This window comes from Streptomyces eurythermus, assembly GCF_014649115.1.
In the GTDB taxonomy this organism is placed as follows: Bacteria; Actinomycetota; Actinomycetes; order Streptomycetales; family Streptomycetaceae; genus Streptomyces; species Streptomyces eurythermus.
Map to the genome: position 1 here is coordinate 1 of NZ_BMSK01000042.1, position 15225 is coordinate 15225.

Below are 15225 nucleotides of genomic sequence, written 5' to 3' on the forward strand. Positions count from 1 at the left end.
CCGGCCACCCAGATCAAGTGGGGCCTGGACTACATGAACTCCCGCTACGGCAGCCCCGTCAAGGCCTGGAGCTTCTGGCAGGCCAACGGCTGGTACTGAGCCGACAGCACCCCATAACGCATCCCGCGCCCCCGCCCACCCGGCGGGGGCGCACGCGTATGTATAGGGCAAGCCCCCGCCACCCTCCGTCCGGGCCGCTGCCCCAGCGAGGGACCCATCCCCGAGCCCGTGGGGATGGGTCCCGGTCATCGGCGCGGGGACCTGCGTCGTGATCCGCGCGAGCCGCCCCGGACAGCGGCTTGCCCAGCCCGGCCCGGCCGCGCTGAGGTGGTGCCCCGGCCGGACGTCCCGGGCGGGTCGTCGCAGAGGAGGAACCGGTGGAGAGTTTCAAGGCGGGGCAGGCGGTCGTGCGACGAGATGTGTACCGCTGTGGCCGGGTGTGGAGCGAGCACGCGCTGCGCGTCGTCGCCGACACCAGCGAGGCCCTGGTGGCGGCCTGCCCGCCAGGGGCCCAGACGCGCTGGCCCGCCCTGTACCTGAAGGCCCGTACCGACCGTGACCGGGCGGTACGCACCGAGGCGTTCGATGTGATGGCGACCGGCTCTTGGGAGCTCGCGGACGCGGTGTGGCAGGAGACCGAGCTGCTGCTGTGGAAACAGCCGGGTGCGTGGTTCAGCGTCAACGCCTTCTACACGAGCGCCGGGCTGCGGAACTGGTATGTGAACTTCGAGCGCCCCACCGTCCGGACCGACGACGGGTTCGACACCTTCGACCTCACCGTGGACCTGGTCGTCAGCCCCGACCTGACCGACTGGCACTGGAAGGACGAAGACGAATACGCCCACGTACGCCGGCTCGGCATCATCACCGACACCGAGCACCAAGCCGTGGACGCCGCCCGCGACCAGGCGCTCGCGATGCTCACCGAACGCTCCGGCCCGTTCGCCGATGCCGCCGCGTGGACGTCCTGGCGCTGGAACCCGGCCTGGCCCGCCCCGCGACTGCCGCGCCCGGCGCAGAGCGGGGAGGGGGCTGCACCTACGGGCGGCTGAACCGTTGGCCGGACGGCTGCCTCAGCGGGCGCGCGCATGCCGACGTCGGTGCGGGCCGGTTCGGTGTCCCCGCGGCGGCGGGCGTCGGCGAAGTCGCCGGCGGCGATGGACTGCAGGGCGGCGTGCCCTTGCGGGTGGCGGCGCCGGAGAGGGACCGGGTCGGCGGCCGGCCAGGCGTCGATGAAGGACGTGTACGCCGGTCCGGTGCCGTGGTCGTGCTCGGCGTGGGCACGGGCGTGCGCCGCCGGGCCCGAGCGAGGGGTGAGGCGCAGGGCACGGTCGGCTGGCTCCCACGCCTCGACGACCCGGCCGCTCATCGCCGGCCAGTCGGCCACCGCCGGATCATCCGCCATGAGGTCCGCATCGTCCTTCGTGTCCCTGCGTTGCCGAACACGGCGTTGCCCACGCCGACGATGTTCGCGCTCGCAGGCGTCGCGGTGGCGGTCATCGCCCCCGAGCGCCGCGCCCGTGAGCACCACACCTCGCGCCGAGACGGCGCCGGAGCAAGTACCGCTGAACAGGTCGACAGCCCCCGAAGGCCGGTGCCTCCGGGGGCTGTTGTCAGCATCTGCCGACTGCCGTCTACCGTGCCGAGTAGCCGAAGGCCACCCCGTTGGCCGGGAGGCCGCCGGAGCCGGGCTTGTAGGTGGTGACGGGAGCGACCGTGCCGCCCTGTGTCACGTTCGACATCGGCAGCGCGTAGAGCGCGCCGGTGGCCACGGGCCCGAAGGGCATGCCCACGTACAGCTTGGTCGCCGTGAAGTGGATGTTCTTGCCCAGGTACTGGTTGGTACCGGGAGTGCCGGGAATGCCGTCACCGTCACCGGCCTCGATCCAGCGGTCGTTCGGACCGGCGGATCCGGCCAGCGAGAACGTGTGGACCGCGCCCGCGTTGGCGCCGGTGCCGAGGTCCTCACCGGGCGTTCCCACGGCGAGCCGCATGGAGGCCACGGTGCTCACCGAACCGGGAGCGGTGTTGACGGCGGTGAGGTACTCGCCCATGCGGTCACCGGTCTCGGAGGTGCCGGACACGTCGTCGTCCGCGGTGCCCTGCTTGAGCTCGCGCAGGTAGCTCCAGGTGCCGTCGGCCTTGATGCGGATCTGCACCACACGGCCCGCGTTGGCGCGGTCCTCGGTGCCGACCGTGACGCTCTCACCGGGCGAACCGATCGCGAGGATCGACTCGGTGGCGGCCGGGGCGCCGCTGGCCCGGTACGGGGCCATGGCCACCGCGTACCCGAACTGGTCGCCCGCCTCGGCGCCGCCGGAGATGGCTGCGTTGTTCTGGTCGAGCCCGGACAGCGGCAGGGGGTGGCCGGTGGAGTCGAAACGGTTGGCGTCGAAGATCACGACGCCGCCGGCCTTCGCGGTGCTGCCGAGGGCCTCGTTGGGGCTGCCGATGGCGATGTAGTTCTGGTCGGCGGCCACGGACCAGCCGAACTGGTCGCCCGTCTCGGGGTCACCGGGAACACCGGCCGTCGACTGGTTCAGCGCCACGCTGCTGGTGCCGTACACGTAGAACGCGCCCCCCGCCTTCGCGGCGTCGCCGAGGGCTTCACCGGGCACGCCGATGACCAGGTACGGCCGGCCGGCGTCGTTCACCGCGGCCGCGATGGTGTGGCCCATCCGGTCGCCCGCCTCGGACGCCGCGCCCGCGATCGAACCCGTACCGGCGCCCTGTTCGAAGTGTGTGGCCTTCAGCGTGCCGGTGCCCAGACCGCCGGCCGCACCGTACAGGATGTCGACGAAGCCCGCGTCGGTGGCGGTGCCCACGCTCTCGCTCGGGGTTCCGGCGACCAGGTCGGTGAAGCCGTCCTTGTTCCAGTCGATGGTGGTCAGGGTCTCGCCGAAGTAGTCGTCCGCCTCGGAACCGCCGGGCACCCAGTCCAGGTCCTGGCTGATCTCCGCGGTGCCCTTGCCGCCGCCGTACACGACGCGGATCAGACCGGCCTTCGCGTCCGTGCCGACGGTGGCCTGGGAATCGGAGATCGCGATGTCCTCGGCGCCGTCACCGTTGAAGTCGGTCATCCCGGCCGGCTTCGGGGCGGTGCCACCGCCGCTGAGAGCGGTGCCGAGGTCGATCCGCGGGGTGGTGGCACCGGTGTAGGTGATGCCCCGGCCGCTGCTCTTCAGCAGGGCCGTCAGGTCGGCGATGCTCTTGGTGGGAAAGGCCTGCTTGAGCACCGCGAACGCGCCGGTCACGTGCGGCGCGGCCATGGAGGTGCCGTTCTTGGAGGCGTAGGTGCCGCCGGGCACGGAGGAGACGATGCCCGTGCCGGGGGCGAACAGGTCGAGCAGCGGGCCCCGGTTGGTGAAGGCGGACAGCTCGTCGTCGTCGGTGGTCGAACCGACCGTGACGGCGGAGGAGATGCAGCCGGGCATGCTGACCGCGTCGGTGTGGCCGTTGTTGCCGGCCGCGATCACGGTGGCCACGCCGGCGCTCAGCAGGCTGTCCACGACGGGCTTGCGCAGATCGGTGTCGCAGGCGGTGGTGTAACGGCCGTTGCCGAGGCTGAGGTTGGCCGCGACGATCGGCGTACCGGCCTGCTTGAGCTTCAGCACGTGCTCCAGGCCCTTGAGCTGGGCACTCTGGTAGCTGCCCACGCAGGGGGCGGCGCCACCGCAGAACTCCTCGGTGGTGAACTCGCTGAAGACCTGGATGGCGACGATGTCGGCGCCGGGCGCGACACCCTGCTTGGGTGCGCCGGTGATGCCGCTGCCGTTGCCCGCGGCGATACCGGCGACATGGGTGCCGTGGTCGCAGGCGGTGATGGTCGCGCAGGGGCCGGCCGCGGTGTTGGCGGCACCGGTGCCCTCCTGCGTGTCGGCGCCGTTGGGGCACAGGCTGACGACGCCGCTCTCGGCGTCGCTCGGCGAGAAGCATGCCTCGGCCACGACCCGGTTCTTCAGGAACGGGTGGCTGGTCTCGACACCGGTGTCCAGGACGGCGACCGCCTGGCCCGTACCGGTCTTGCCCGCCTTGGCGGCGGCGTCGCCGCCGATGAGCGGGATGCTCTCGTCCAGGGTCGGCGGCTCCACCTTGTCCTCGGTGACGCTGACCACGCCCGGCTTCGCGGCGAGTTGGCCGAGGCCGGCCCGGTCCACCTTGAGGGTGACCACCGGCACGGTCTCGAATTCCTGCTTCTTCTCGCCGGCGGTCGCCGCGTCGGCGACGTCCGCGAGGGTCTCGGTGACGACGTTGACACGGACCTTGCCGCCGCTCGCGGTCCGGTCGTAGAGCGGAGGGTCGACCGGGTCGCTCGCGGTTCCGGCCGCTGTCGCGGTGCTCGCGGGGGTGACGGCGTGGGCCGGTATCGCGGCGCCGAGGGTCACGGCCGTCATCGCGGCGACGACCGTCGCCCAGATCGTTCTCTTCATATTGCCTCGGTGAGCAGGGGGCGCGCCATGGCTGGACCTGTGGGGAAGCGGACATGGCTCGGCCCGGGGGAGTTGCGGGGGACGATGTGGTGAGGATCCCGGCGGAACGGGCCGGGCGGCGGTAGGTGTCCGCCACCCGGCCCGTTCACGCCCGATGGGCGTGCTCCGTCAGGAGGTTGTGCCGTACGCCGTCAGAAGGTGCGAGGACCCGTGATCAGGTCTTGTTGGCACCGTTCTTCGGGTTGCCCTTCCAGGCCACGGCCTTGAGGTAGACGTACGCGTAGGAGTTGCAGCGCCAGCGGACCAGGATGTTGTACGCCTTGCAGCTGTGCGTCTTCATCGTCGAGTAGAAGGCGTTGTCGACGTTCGACTTCTTGCTGCGGTCCAGGTAGTACTTGTAGCCCTTGTACGTGTTGCCGATCAGGCCGTAACCGTAGTCGTGAGTGTCGCACGCGGCCCGGAAGTTGAAGCCGCCCGGGCGGCTGACGTTCGGGCCGGGGGTGCTGCAGCCGTCGTACAGGATGCCCGCCACGCGGAAGCCGGTCGGCGTGTACCGGAAGTATGGCCAGTGCCAGCCGTAGTGCGCGGCCCACGCGACGCAGCCGCGGTTGAGGTACCACATCCACTCGGTGGCGCGGTTGCAGTAGCGCGGGTAGGCCTGCGGGTCGGTGATCTCACCGGTGGTGAAGTCCCCGGCCGGGGGCGTGGTCGCGGTTCCGTCGCCGGCCGGGCCCTGCAGGGGCTCGGTGGCGGACGGCAGGTCGGTGCCGACGGGCGCGGCGTTCGGGGCGGCCGAATCCGCATCGGCCGGGAACGTCAGGTCCCACTCACCGTTGGACGGCGAGGCGACGTCGGAGACACGGCCCGTGGTGTCGTAGGCGTACGACGAGACCGGGTCGGTGCCCTCGACCGGGTTGGTCACGTTGCGCAGCAGACCCGAGGAGTCGTACGAGTAGCGCGCCAGCGTCTGCGTGGTGGCACCCGACGTGAGGGTGATCTCCTTGGCGCGGCCCGTGTACTCACCGAGCGCCGTGCCCGTGGCCGTCGTGGCGGTCGAGTACTTGACCGTCAGCGACTGCGCCGGGGCGTCGGCGGTGGCGGGCTCGCTGACCGTGGCCACCCGGCCCTTGGTGTCGTACGAGACCGTGGCGGTGGCGCCTTCGGCGAGGTTGCCCACGCTGGTCACACGCCACTTGTCCGTGCCCGGAGCGACCTGCTTCCAGTTGTAGGTGGCCGTGAGGTTGGCGACCCCGACGGCCGCGTCGGCGTCCTCGTCGCCGGTCACGTCCGTGTCCGGGGTGCCGGTGGCGGGGGCGAGGGTCTCGACCGCGGTGGTCACCAGCGTGCCGGTCGCCTCGTTGTACGTGGTCGTCTCGGTGAGCTTGTCACCCGTGGCGGTCTCGTACTTCTTGACGCCGCCGCCGCTCGGGTAGTCGACGCTGCTCTTCAGGGCGTACGAGACGGAGGCCTTCGCGTCGAGGTCGGTGACGACGACGGAGTCGGCCTTCTGCTCCAGCTTGCGGTTGAGCTGTCCCCCCAGGAACCCGGCTTCCCAGCCGGGGCCGAAGACGCCCTGGTCCGGACGGGTCGCGGGCGCCGACTCCGGCCTGGCCACTCCGTCCGCGCCTTCGGTCACCGTGTGGGTACGGCCCATGAGGCCCTCGGCCACATCGGTCTCGTACAGCTCGAAGGACTTCTCCGCGGTGGAGTACAGGCCGGGACCGACCTGCTGGATCTCTCCGTCGGCCAGTGGCGGATCGACGGTGGCGGCCGCGGCCTGCGGCTGCTCGCTGACAGCGGCTCCGGCGGTCTGCTGCGGGAGCAGCAGCGCCATGGAGAGCGCGGCCATGACAGGCAGAGCTGTCTTGCGCACGAGTCCCCCCTCGTGTCGTAGGTGTGGTGCCTGATCGCTGCGGACCCTAGACCGGCGTTGATCACGACCACAAGGGTCTTACAAGTGGAGGTAGTTGATTCCGCTTCCTTGCGGCAGTGAAGAACGGCCGGTCGCGGTACGAGGTTGAGTACGCGTACTCATGTGGCGGGTACGGCCCGGCCCAAGACTGGGCGCATGAAGCGAACCCGAGCCCGGATCGAGGCAGTTGACCCCGTAATGCGCCGCCGTCGGCACGCCCTCGCGGTGACGGCTCTCGCCGCTCTGGCCCTGACCGCCTGCGGCTCCGAACAGCAGGATTCCCAAGGGGAGCGGGCCAAGTCCGCCGATGCCGTTTCGGCCAGGAGGGACACGGCCTTCACCAAGATGCTGGACGAGGTGGCGCGGGAGTGCCCGCCACCGGGCACGAAGAGGAAGTCGCCGACCCCGGCGGGCGAGGCGCGGACGGCTCCGGTGGAGGCGCCGCCCGGTGCCACGGTGGAGCCGCCGCCGGGCGGCGGGGTCGAGCCCGTCGCTCCCACGTCGGGACCGGAAGCGGAGCTGGACGCCCACGACTGGTGCGCCGGCGTCCAGCACACGCAGCGCGTGGCCGAGGCGCTTCTGCGGCTCAAGCAGCCCGATCCCGCCCAGGTCAGGGGGACGTTGAACGGCCTCGGCTACATCGACGGGCGCATCCACGGCCTGAAGCGGTCCGGCCGGGCCACCAAGTTCGTCATCGACCTCCGCGACAAGGGGGGACGCCTGTGCCTGGACGGCACGGCCAACGGTGAGCTGACGGAGGTCGACGCCTGTGTGGCACCCGCGAATGGATCGTTCGACATTGCAAATATCCATCGAAGTCTGTGAGTTCGCTGTGAACGAGGTCACATTCTTTGGCTCATTCTGAGTGATCCTGGGTGACAATCAGTTGGGTATAAATGAGGGCCTAGTGTCCCGAATCGGTGATGTAGTGGCGAGTTCGGGGGTGCCGGGGCATTGGGGATGTCTGCGCAGGGAAGTTGCCGTATAGATTGCAGTAGCAATCAACTGTGCCCACGGGTGCCTGGAGTCGACTCGCGCGCCGCCGGTGCCGGAGCGGTTCGGGGTGGCGCAGGTGTGGCGGAGGAGCGGGCGCCCGACCGGCGGCGAGGGTGTGCGGCACACGCGTCGCCGGATCTGCTTAGCTGGCGCAATGAACAACCCAACGTCCCCTGCGAAGCCGGCCGTTGACCCCGGCGAGCTGTTCGAGGACCCCTACGGCGTCTACGGCCGGCTCCGTGAGGAGGGACCGGTCCACCGGATCACCGGCACGGACGGCCTTCCCGCGTGGCTGGTCACACGGTACGACGACGTCCGCCAGGCGCTCGCCGATCCCCGGTTGTCCCTGGACAAGCGCAACGCGACCCAGGGCGGCTACCGGGGCATGGCCCTGCCGCCCGCCCTGGACGCCAACCTCCTCAACATGGACCCGCCGGACCACACACGCATCCGGCGCATGGTGTCCAGGGCATTCACCCCCCGGCGCGTCGAAGCGCTCAGGACGCCGATCCGGCGCACCGCGGACCGGCTGCTCGACTCCCTGTCGGGACAGGACGAGGCCGACCTGATCGCCTCCTACGCCGCCCCGCTGCCGATCATCGTGATCTGCGACCTCCTCGGCGTGCCCGAGACCCAGCGCGCCGACTTCCGCGCCTGGACCGACGCCCTGGTCGCGCCCGACCCGACACGGCCGGAACGGGCCAGGGAAGCGGTCGGCAACCTGCTGTCCTTCTTCACCCGGCTGATCGCCGACAAGCGCGCCCGTCCGGCCGACGATCTGCTCTCCGCCCTGATCGCCGTACGCGACCACGAGGACCGGCTCAGCGAGGACGAGCTGATGTCGCTGGCCTTCCTCGTCCTGGTCGCCGGCTACGAGAACACGGTGCACCTGATCGGCAACGCGGTCGCGGCACTGCTCGCCCACCCGGAGCAGCTGGCCGCGCTGCGGGCCGATGCCGCTCTGCTGGACCGGGCGATCGAGGAACTGGCGCGCTACGACGGTCCGGTCCCCCTGGCGATCCGCCGCTTCCCCACCGAGGACATCGTCATCGGCGGCGTCACCGTCCCGGCCGGGGAGACGGTCCTGCTGTCGCTCGCCGCGGCGCACCGCGACCCGCGCCGCTTCCCCGACCCCGACCGGCTCGACATCGGACGCGACGCCGGCGCGCACCTGGCACTGGGACACGGCATCCACTACTGCCTCGGCGCTCCGCTCGCCCGGATGGAGACGGGCATCGCACTCACCGCGCTCTTCGACCGCTTCCCCGGCCTGTCGCTCGCCGTCCCCCCGCACGACCTGCGCCGACGACCGTCCATGCGCTCCCGTGGCCTGCTCGCGCTCCCCGTGCGCACAGCGGGCCGGCCGGGGCGGTCCGACTCCCGCGCTTCGGCCGGATGACCGACGGCGGGAAGGGAGGAAGGGCCGGCCGCGATGCCGCCACCGTGTGCGACGGGCCACGGGGTGCCGGGGCCCGCCGGGATGGCTCAGAAGCCGGTGAGGGTGATCTTGCCGATGGCGGTGCCCGACTCCATGACGCGGTGCGCCTCGCGGAGATTCGCCGCGTTGATCCTGCCGAGGTCCTTCACGGCGGTGGAGGTGATGATGCCCGCGTCCACCAGGCGGGCGACCTGGGTCAGGATGTGCCGCTGCCGGTCCTGGTCGGCGGTCCGGAACATGGAGCGGGTGAACATGAACTCCCAGTGGTAGGAGATGCTCTTGGGCTTCAGCACCCCGATGGGCAGGGAGTCGAAGTCGTCGATGGCGACGATCCGGCCGAAGGGGCGCAGGGCTTCGGCGTAGGCGTCGAGGTTGCCGACGGTGTTGACCGTGCTGAACACGTGTGTCAGGCCGCTCGGGGCCACTTCGGCGATCTGCGGAACCAGGGGCTCGCGGTGGTCGATGATGTGCCGCACACCCATGCGGCCGGCGAACTCGACGGTCTCGGGACGGGAGGCGGTGCCGATGACGGTCAGGCTGGTCAGGGCACGGGCCAGCTGGGCGGTGATGGAACCGACACCGCCGGCCGCGGCGGTGATCAGCAGGGCGCCGTCCTGGCTGAGACCGCCGTTCTCCAGGCCGAGGTGTTCGAACAGGCCCTCCCAGGCGGTCAATGAGGTCAGCGGCAGGGCCGCGGCCTCCGTGAAGGACAACGTGGCGGGCTTGAGGGCCACGATGCGCTCGTCGACCGTGTGGAACTCGGAGTCGGCACCGGCCCGGTCCAGGGCGCCGGCGTAGTAGACCTCGTCGCCGACCCCGAACCGCTCGACCTCCTCGCCGACAGCGACCACGGTGCCCGCCGCGTCCCAGCCGAGCACCCTGACCCCGCCGCCCGGGTCGTTGTGCTGCCGGACCTTGTGGTCGACGGGGTTGACCGCCACGGCTTCGACCTTCACCAGCAGGTCGCGCGGGCCGGGCTCGGGGACGGGCAGTTCCACGTCGATCAGGCTCTCCGCGTCGTCGACGGGGAGGCTCTTGCGGTAACCGACGGCCCGCATGGTGCTCTGGTTCATGGAGAGATCTTCGCTTTCGGGGTTGGCAGTTCGCAGGGAAGCCGCGGTGAGCGGGCCACCGCCGTGTCGCCGCCGGGCGTGTCACCCCGTCGGGGCGTGGCCGTGTCCCCCGGCGAGGCAGCGGTCGCCCCCACGCGGTACGGCCGGTAGTGCGGCGTCGGCAGCCTTCGCCCCCTTCGGACCGTACGCTCCCGGTACCCGTTCATCCTGCTCCCGCGGCGATCCATAAGTCCAAGAACGCCAACACATCCCTTCTATAAGCTGAGCGCATGGCGACGCTGCGACAGCTGGAGTACCTGGTGGCCATCGTGGACGAAGGATCGTTCACCCGCGCCGCGGAGAGCCTGAACGTCACCCAGCCCGGGCTCTCCCACCAGGTCCAGGCGCTGGAGCGGGAGGTCGGCGGGCCGTTGCTGGAGCGGCTGCCGCGCGGCGTGCGGCTCACCCCGGCCGGCCGGTCGATGCTGCCCCATGCCCGGGCCGCGTTGGCCGAGGCCGGCCGGGCCACGGTGTCCGCCCGCCGTGCCGCCGGCGTGTCCACCGGCGAGCTGCACCTGGCCACGCTCTACTCGGTCAGCTCGGGGGTGCTGCCCACGGTCCTGGGCTTGTGGCGCCGGAAGCACCCGGGCGTGCGCATCCGGTTGTTCGAACACCGCCGGGGCGACGAGATGGCGCAGGCCATGGCCGCGGGCCAAGCCGACGTCGCCGTAGGTCCGCTGCCGGAGGACTGGGAGGGCACCGCCCGGCCCATCGGGGCCGAGGAGTTCCTGGTCGTCACCCGGTCCGACGATCCGGTGGCGTTCTCGGACCGGGCACCGCGTGTCCGGCTGTCCGACCTCGCCGAGCGGGAGTGGGTGCACTTCACCCCCGACAGCGGCCTGTCCGACATCCTCGAACAGGCATGCACCGCCGCCGGTTTCCGCCCCCGGGTCGCGGTACGAACCGAACAGGCCCCGTCGGCCATCGGATACGCGGCGGCCGGGCTCGGCCCCACACTCGTGCCCGCCAACACCATCCCGCCGCACTTCGCCGGCGTCTTCCTGCGTCCCGATCCGCCCCTGTGCCGGCAACTGACCGGATACACCCGCACCAGCCCGGACCCGGTCACCGCTTCCTTCCTGGAGACCCTGGGGGAACACGCCCCGCTGATGCCGACGCACGTCGCCAGACGTCTGCGCACTGCCGAGCGTTCCGCCCGTCGTCTGCCGCCGGAAGGGGAGTGAACCGCGAAACCGCCGTCGCCCTGGGCGTGGACACCCGAGTGGGCCTGGAGGACACGCTGTACCTCCCCGACGGATCACCCGCCCGGGGAAACGCGCCGCTCGTCCGGGCCGCCCGGGGCCTCCCGCGCCGCCATGGCACCGGCGGCGCCCTCGGCGCGGGGACGCCCGGCTGAGCGCGGGCCCGGGGACCGGTCCGACGAGTCACTCTCGAAGATGCTTGCGCGCGCGGGCATTTTCGCCTTGAGGAATTATTGGACCACGGGTTCGCCGCGGTGTTCTCCTCGGGACGCCCGGACGGAACCGACCCCTGGAGTACGCCATGATCGCCGCTCGTCTGCACACCTGGGACACCGCGCCCGACCTGGAGGAGACCGAGCTTCCGGGCCCGCGGAGGAAGGGCGAGGTGACCGTGGAGGTCGAGGCCGCCGCCGTCACCCACCTGGACCTCACCGTCATGACCGGCACTTTCACGCACCGGCCCGCGCTGCCGTTCACCCCCGGCACCGCGGGCGTCGGCACTGTCGTCGCGGGCGACGCCGCGCTGCTCGGACGCCGGGTGCTGATGCGTGGCGGCGGCCTCGGCCTGGAGCGGGACGGCACCTGGGCCGAGCGCGTCAGCGTCCCGGTCGACGCGATCCGCGAGGTCCCCCGGGAGGCCGACGCGGCGCTCGCCGCCACCTGTTACTCGCCGATGACCACCGCGTGGGCCGCCGTGGAGGCGGTGGGCCGGATCAGGGAGGGCGAGCGGGTACTGGTCACCGGCGCGGCCGGCGCCGTCGGTTCGCTCTGCGTGCAGTTGGCCGCGCAAGCCGGGGCGTACGTCGTCGCCGTGGTCCGGGACGAGGACGCGGCCGGTGCCGTGCCCGGCATGGCGCACGAGGTCCTGATCCGCCCGGCCCCGGAAGAGGTCGCGAGCGAAGGCCGGGCCGACGTCCTGCTCGACACCGTCGGCGGGAACACCGTCGCGGACTTCCTGACGGCCATGCGGCCCGGCGGGCGGGCGGTCCTGATCGGGTACGTGGCCGGCACCACACTCCGTGTCGACCTGCCCACGCTGATGTCCCGGGACGTCGCCCTGCTGCCGATGAACATGGTTCGCCGCCGTGTCCCCGCCGAGGTGTTCGACCGACTTCTGAGGGACCTGACGGATGGCCGGCTCACCCTTCGCACCACTGTCCTCCCCTTCGCGCGGATAGCTGAGGCGGTCGGGACCCGCCGGAAGGGGGGAGTGCGGGGCACGCTCGCGGTGCTGATGTGAGGCCGGCGGCACCCGACGCTGCCGGTGAGCCGGATCAACTGTGCGGGCATGCCGGAGCAGGCCGGTCCTCGCGCAGGGGCTGTGGCGGGCGGCCGCGTTATGTCCGCTTCATCAAGAACGCTGACGCGGCTGCGCGCCCCGATGCCGGTTGCCCGCCTGCTCCAAGGCGGCCTCGTAGGCATGCAGGGCGGTGATGACCGTGGTGCGTTCCGCGGGGGTGAGGCCGCGCATGACGCTTTCCCAGGCCGAGGCGCTGCCAGAGAGCCATTCGCCGATCGGTGCGGCGTAGGCGGGGGAGATGGCGATGATGCGGCGGCGGCGGTCGGCGGGATCGGCGGTGCGCTGAAGCACGCCCGGTCGTGACAGTTCGCTGACCATGAGGCTGACGGTCGTCGGGGCCACCTCCAGCCGGGTGGCGAGGTCGTTGACGCTGGTGGGACCGTCGTACTCCAGGTGGGCCAGCAGCGCGAGATGTCGCGGTGCCAGGTCCAGGCCCTGGAGCGCCGGAGGGATGGGCAGGCGCTTGGCGCGGCCGACGAGCCGTGGCATGAGCAACAGCAGGGTGCGGACGGCCTCGTCCACGGCCGGGCCGTTCGATTCCGTGGACATGAGCGACCTCTCCCGGATACCTTTAAAAACAAAGCCTTTGGACTCAAAGGGAACGAGGCCACTATGCCGCATCTGACCGTCCACCTTCCAGAGAACAGGCTGGCCGGTAAGGAGCCCGTGCTCGTCGCCGCACTGACCGACGCGGTCGTCGACGTCTACGGCGATTGGGCCCGAGACCTCGTAAGCGTCCGCCTGGCCGGAGTCCCCGCAGGCCGCTTCGCGCAGGGCGGCAAGGCCGTGGACACGAACGCCTCCGTGATCATGGGAGTCCGCGCCGGTGTCTTCGATCGCCCCGACGCCACCGAGATCACCGCGCGCCTCGGCGCCGGGCTCACCGATGCGATCGCGCGCGTCGTCGGCGAAGACCTCCGCGCCGGCACCATGGTCGAACTCGTGGCGTCACCGCCGGAACGAACCTTCGTCGGCGGCGCTGTCGCCGTGTGACCCCCTCTGGGACACCCCCTTATGACCTGCCCGGCCGGTGGGAGGGGCCGGCTTGTTCCTCATGCTGCGGAGGACGTCCCGACGACGACCGCCCGTAGGGGGGATCGCCGGGCGCATCGGGCAGCAAGAAACAGGCTCAGCGATCCGTGAGTGCCTCGTCGGTCATGCGTAGGTGGCGCCGGAGGGCGTCGCGCCCCTGGTCCGTCAGCCGCACGAGGCGGGAGTCGTCGGCCGGCACGAGGGAGTGAGAGCGGGTCCGAAGTCCCAGGCCAGGAAACCGTGTTCGGTCATCGCGTCGGTGATCGCCACGGACAAGGAGCCGCCGAGATGGTCGTAGCGGACGCGGGCGAAGGCCACGGCGCGGTGCCGGCGGGCGGCAACGAGGGGGCGCAGTGTCGGCCCTCGCGTTCCTCGGCCGGCAGGGCGTCGGTCACCAGCCGGTTCAGATGGCTGGTCGCAGTGGACGGTGCGACCCCCGCGAGCCGTGCCGGTTCCGTCGCTGTCCATACCCGGCCGTCGAGCAGCGCGAGGCGGAAAGCGGCGCGGGTGCGGTCGGCCGGCAACGCCCCCGAGGCGGCGAGGTCCGGTTCCGTGGCGTACGTATCGGGGCTGCTCACAGCACCAAGTCAGCAGCCGATGTTTCGACGCACACCGAAACGTCCTGCCCCTAGCGTCTTCAGGCATGACGACTGACACCCACCGAGTGGTCCGGCCGAGCATCCTCTACTTCGGCACGCCCGTGGTCCTGCTGACCACCGAGAACGATGACGGCACGTTCAACCTCGCCCCCATCTCCTCTGCTTGGGCGCTGGGACAGCACATCGTCCTGGGCCTGGGCAGGGAGAGCCAGACCGCGCGCAACCTCGCCGCGCGCTCCGAGCTGGTGATCAACGTCGCCTCGCCGGAACTGTGGGAGCGGGTGGAGCGCCTGGCGCCGCTCACCGGGGCCGACCCGGTGCCCGAGAGCAAGCGGGCGGTGTACCGGTACGAGCCCGACAAGTTCGCCGCCTCCGGCCTCACCCCGGCCGATTCCCACCTCGTGAAGCCGCCGCGGGTCGCCGAGTGTGCGCTGCAGCTGGAGGCACGGGCCCGCGCACTGACGCCGGGCGGAGCGGGCCTCTTCTTCAGCGTCGAGTGCGACGTGCTGCGCGTCCACGCCGACGAACGCATCGTCGTACCGGGCACGCACCACATCGACCCCGCCCTCTGGAGCCCGCTCATCTACAACTTCCGCCACTATCACGGTCTGGCACCGGAGGTGGGGCACGGCTTCCGCTCGGAAACGGTGAACGCGGCGACCCGTGCGGCATGACGGCTCCTCGGCATCCAGTCGAACGGTCCACGGATGCCCGCGCGAGGCACGCTGGGGCATCCCGGTGACCGCCGTACCGGCTGGCACTTAAGAGGCTCAGCGTGCCGCGTTCGAGACCGCGGTCACATTCGACGGTCCCGGACAGTGACCGAGCGCGCGAACCCGGACGCGCGGCGTGTGCGAGTCGGTGAAGGACCCCACATGACCCACGTCACCTACGACCCGGCACCGTAGTGTCTTTTGCCCGATTCGCCCCCTCCCGTACCCCGCCTGACCTGTGGATTGAGACGCACGCCACATACTTCGCGTTCCTCACGGATCCGGCCACCACTAGTAAAGGGGGTCATTGCGGGCACCCTCCCGGCCTGCTTATCTGGATGACGTCGCCAGGCGCCACGAGCCCACAGCGGGCCGCGGCGCCGACGTATGCGGGCCACCGCCCGTGGCCCACTCCATGCGGGCGATCCCCTATCCCCGAACGCAAGAGGTACTTCGTGACCGTCTCCATCATCCGCCGCATCGCTTCCCCG

Annotated in this window: 13 protein-coding genes; 9 read left to right on the top strand and 4 right to left on the bottom strand. The window is 71.3% G+C overall.

The genetic code is table 11. The features are described 5' to 3' along the window. Together IE251_RS40015 and IE251_RS40020 are read left to right on the top strand one after the other, a co-directional pair. On the top strand, positions 1-99 hold a 99-nt coding region (locus IE251_RS40015; RefSeq protein ID WP_506005330.1), incomplete at its 5' end, for an aggregation-promoting factor C-terminal-like domain-containing protein. Between the two features lie 278 nt (positions 100-377). Continuing rightward, entirely contained in the window at positions 378-1052 is a 675-nt protein-coding gene (locus IE251_RS40020) for a ribonuclease FAU-1 family protein (RefSeq protein ID WP_189757857.1), read from the top strand. 582 nt (positions 1053-1634) lie between these two features. Here IE251_RS40020 and IE251_RS40025 read toward each other — a convergent pair. Next, positions 1635-4430, bottom strand: coding sequence for a S8 family serine peptidase (locus IE251_RS40025; protein WP_189757858.1), 2796 nt, complete (start codon positions 4428-4430; stop codon positions 1635-1637). Between the two features lie 214 nt (positions 4431-4644). Then, positions 4645-6303, bottom strand: a complete 1659-nt coding sequence (locus tag IE251_RS40030) for a phospholipase A2 (RefSeq protein WP_229897164.1) — start codon at positions 6301-6303, stop codon at positions 4645-4647. 195 nt (positions 6304-6498) lie between these two features. Here IE251_RS40030 and IE251_RS41590 point away from each other — a divergent pair, with 195 nt between their 5' ends. Continuing rightward, entirely contained in the window at positions 6499-7167 is a 669-nt protein-coding gene (locus tag IE251_RS41590; RefSeq protein WP_229897165.1) for a hypothetical protein, read from the top strand. A gap of 325 nt (positions 7168-7492) precedes the next feature. Next, positions 7493-8737: a cytochrome P450 family protein gene (locus IE251_RS40040; RefSeq protein WP_189757859.1), complete on the top strand. Its 1245-nt coding sequence runs from the start codon at positions 7493-7495 to the stop codon at positions 8735-8737. Between the two features lie 86 nt (positions 8738-8823). On the opposite strand, the gene IE251_RS40045 is transcribed toward IE251_RS40040, so the two are convergent. After that, positions 8824-9849: a zinc-binding alcohol dehydrogenase family protein gene (locus tag IE251_RS40045; RefSeq protein WP_189757860.1), complete on the bottom strand. Its 1026-nt coding sequence runs from the start codon at positions 9847-9849 to the stop codon at positions 8824-8826. A 269-nt stretch (positions 9850-10118) separates the two neighbouring features. On the opposite strand from IE251_RS40045, the gene IE251_RS40050 reads away from it, so the two are divergent. From IE251_RS40050 to IE251_RS40060, 3 genes are all read left to right on the top strand, one after another. Beyond that, positions 10119-11072, top strand: coding sequence for a LysR family transcriptional regulator (locus IE251_RS40050; RefSeq protein ID WP_189757861.1), 954 nt, complete (start codon positions 10119-10121; stop codon positions 11070-11072). Continuing rightward, the gene (locus IE251_RS40055) at positions 11069-11245 is read left to right on the top strand and encodes a 3-keto-5-aminohexanoate cleavage protein (protein WP_189757868.1); all 177 of its coding nucleotides are present in this window, start codon (positions 11069-11071) and stop codon (positions 11243-11245) included. The genes IE251_RS40050 and IE251_RS40055 overlap by 4 nt, the downstream gene beginning before the upstream one ends. Positions 11246-11391: 146 nt before the next feature. Then, positions 11392-12330 carry a quinone oxidoreductase family protein gene (locus IE251_RS40060; RefSeq protein ID WP_189757862.1) on the top strand — a complete coding sequence of 313 codons (939 nt, stop codon included), beginning with the start codon at positions 11392-11394 and terminating at the stop codon, positions 12328-12330. A gap of 111 nt (positions 12331-12441) precedes the next feature. On the opposite strand, the gene IE251_RS40065 is transcribed toward IE251_RS40060, so the two are convergent. Further along, positions 12442-12939 (bottom strand): MarR family winged helix-turn-helix transcriptional regulator, encoded by a 498-nt coding sequence (locus IE251_RS40065; RefSeq protein ID WP_189757863.1) that lies wholly within the window; start codon positions 12937-12939, stop codon positions 12442-12444. A 63-nt stretch (positions 12940-13002) separates the two neighbouring features. Here IE251_RS40065 and IE251_RS40070 point away from each other — a divergent pair, with 63 nt between their 5' ends. Then, positions 13003-13383: a tautomerase family protein gene (locus IE251_RS40070; RefSeq protein WP_189757864.1), complete on the top strand. Its 381-nt coding sequence runs from the start codon at positions 13003-13005 to the stop codon at positions 13381-13383. A 682-nt stretch (positions 13384-14065) separates the two neighbouring features. Further along, positions 14066-14695, top strand: coding sequence for a flavin reductase family protein (locus IE251_RS40080; protein WP_189757865.1), 630 nt, complete (start codon positions 14066-14068; stop codon positions 14693-14695). Positions 14696-15225 lie beyond the last annotated feature (530 nt).

Bases quoted from the DNA above. Each gene is read 5' to 3' on its own strand.
- IE251_RS40025 (WP_189757858.1), bottom strand. From the start codon at position 4,430: ATGAAGAGAACGATCTGGGCGACGGTCGTCGCCGCGATGACGGCCGTG.
- IE251_RS41590 (WP_229897165.1), top strand. From the start codon at position 6,499: ATGAAGCGAACCCGAGCCCGGATCGAGGCAGTTGACCCCGTAATGCGC.
- IE251_RS40040 (WP_189757859.1), top strand. From the start codon at position 7,493: ATGAACAACCCAACGTCCCCTGCGAAGCCGGCCGTTGACCCCGGCGAG.
- IE251_RS40045 (WP_189757860.1), bottom strand. From the start codon at position 9,849: ATGAACCAGAGCACCATGCGGGCCGTCGGTTACCGCAAGAGCCTCCCC.
- IE251_RS40050 (WP_189757861.1), top strand. From the start codon at position 10,119: ATGGCGACGCTGCGACAGCTGGAGTACCTGGTGGCCATCGTGGACGAA.
- IE251_RS40060 (WP_189757862.1), top strand. From the start codon at position 11,392: ATGATCGCCGCTCGTCTGCACACCTGGGACACCGCGCCCGACCTGGAG.
- IE251_RS40065 (WP_189757863.1), bottom strand. From the start codon at position 12,939: ATGTCCACGGAATCGAACGGCCCGGCCGTGGACGAGGCCGTCCGCACC.
- IE251_RS40070 (WP_189757864.1), top strand. From the start codon at position 13,003: ATGCCGCATCTGACCGTCCACCTTCCAGAGAACAGGCTGGCCGGTAAG.
- IE251_RS40080 (WP_189757865.1), top strand. From the start codon at position 14,066: ATGACGACTGACACCCACCGAGTGGTCCGGCCGAGCATCCTCTACTTC.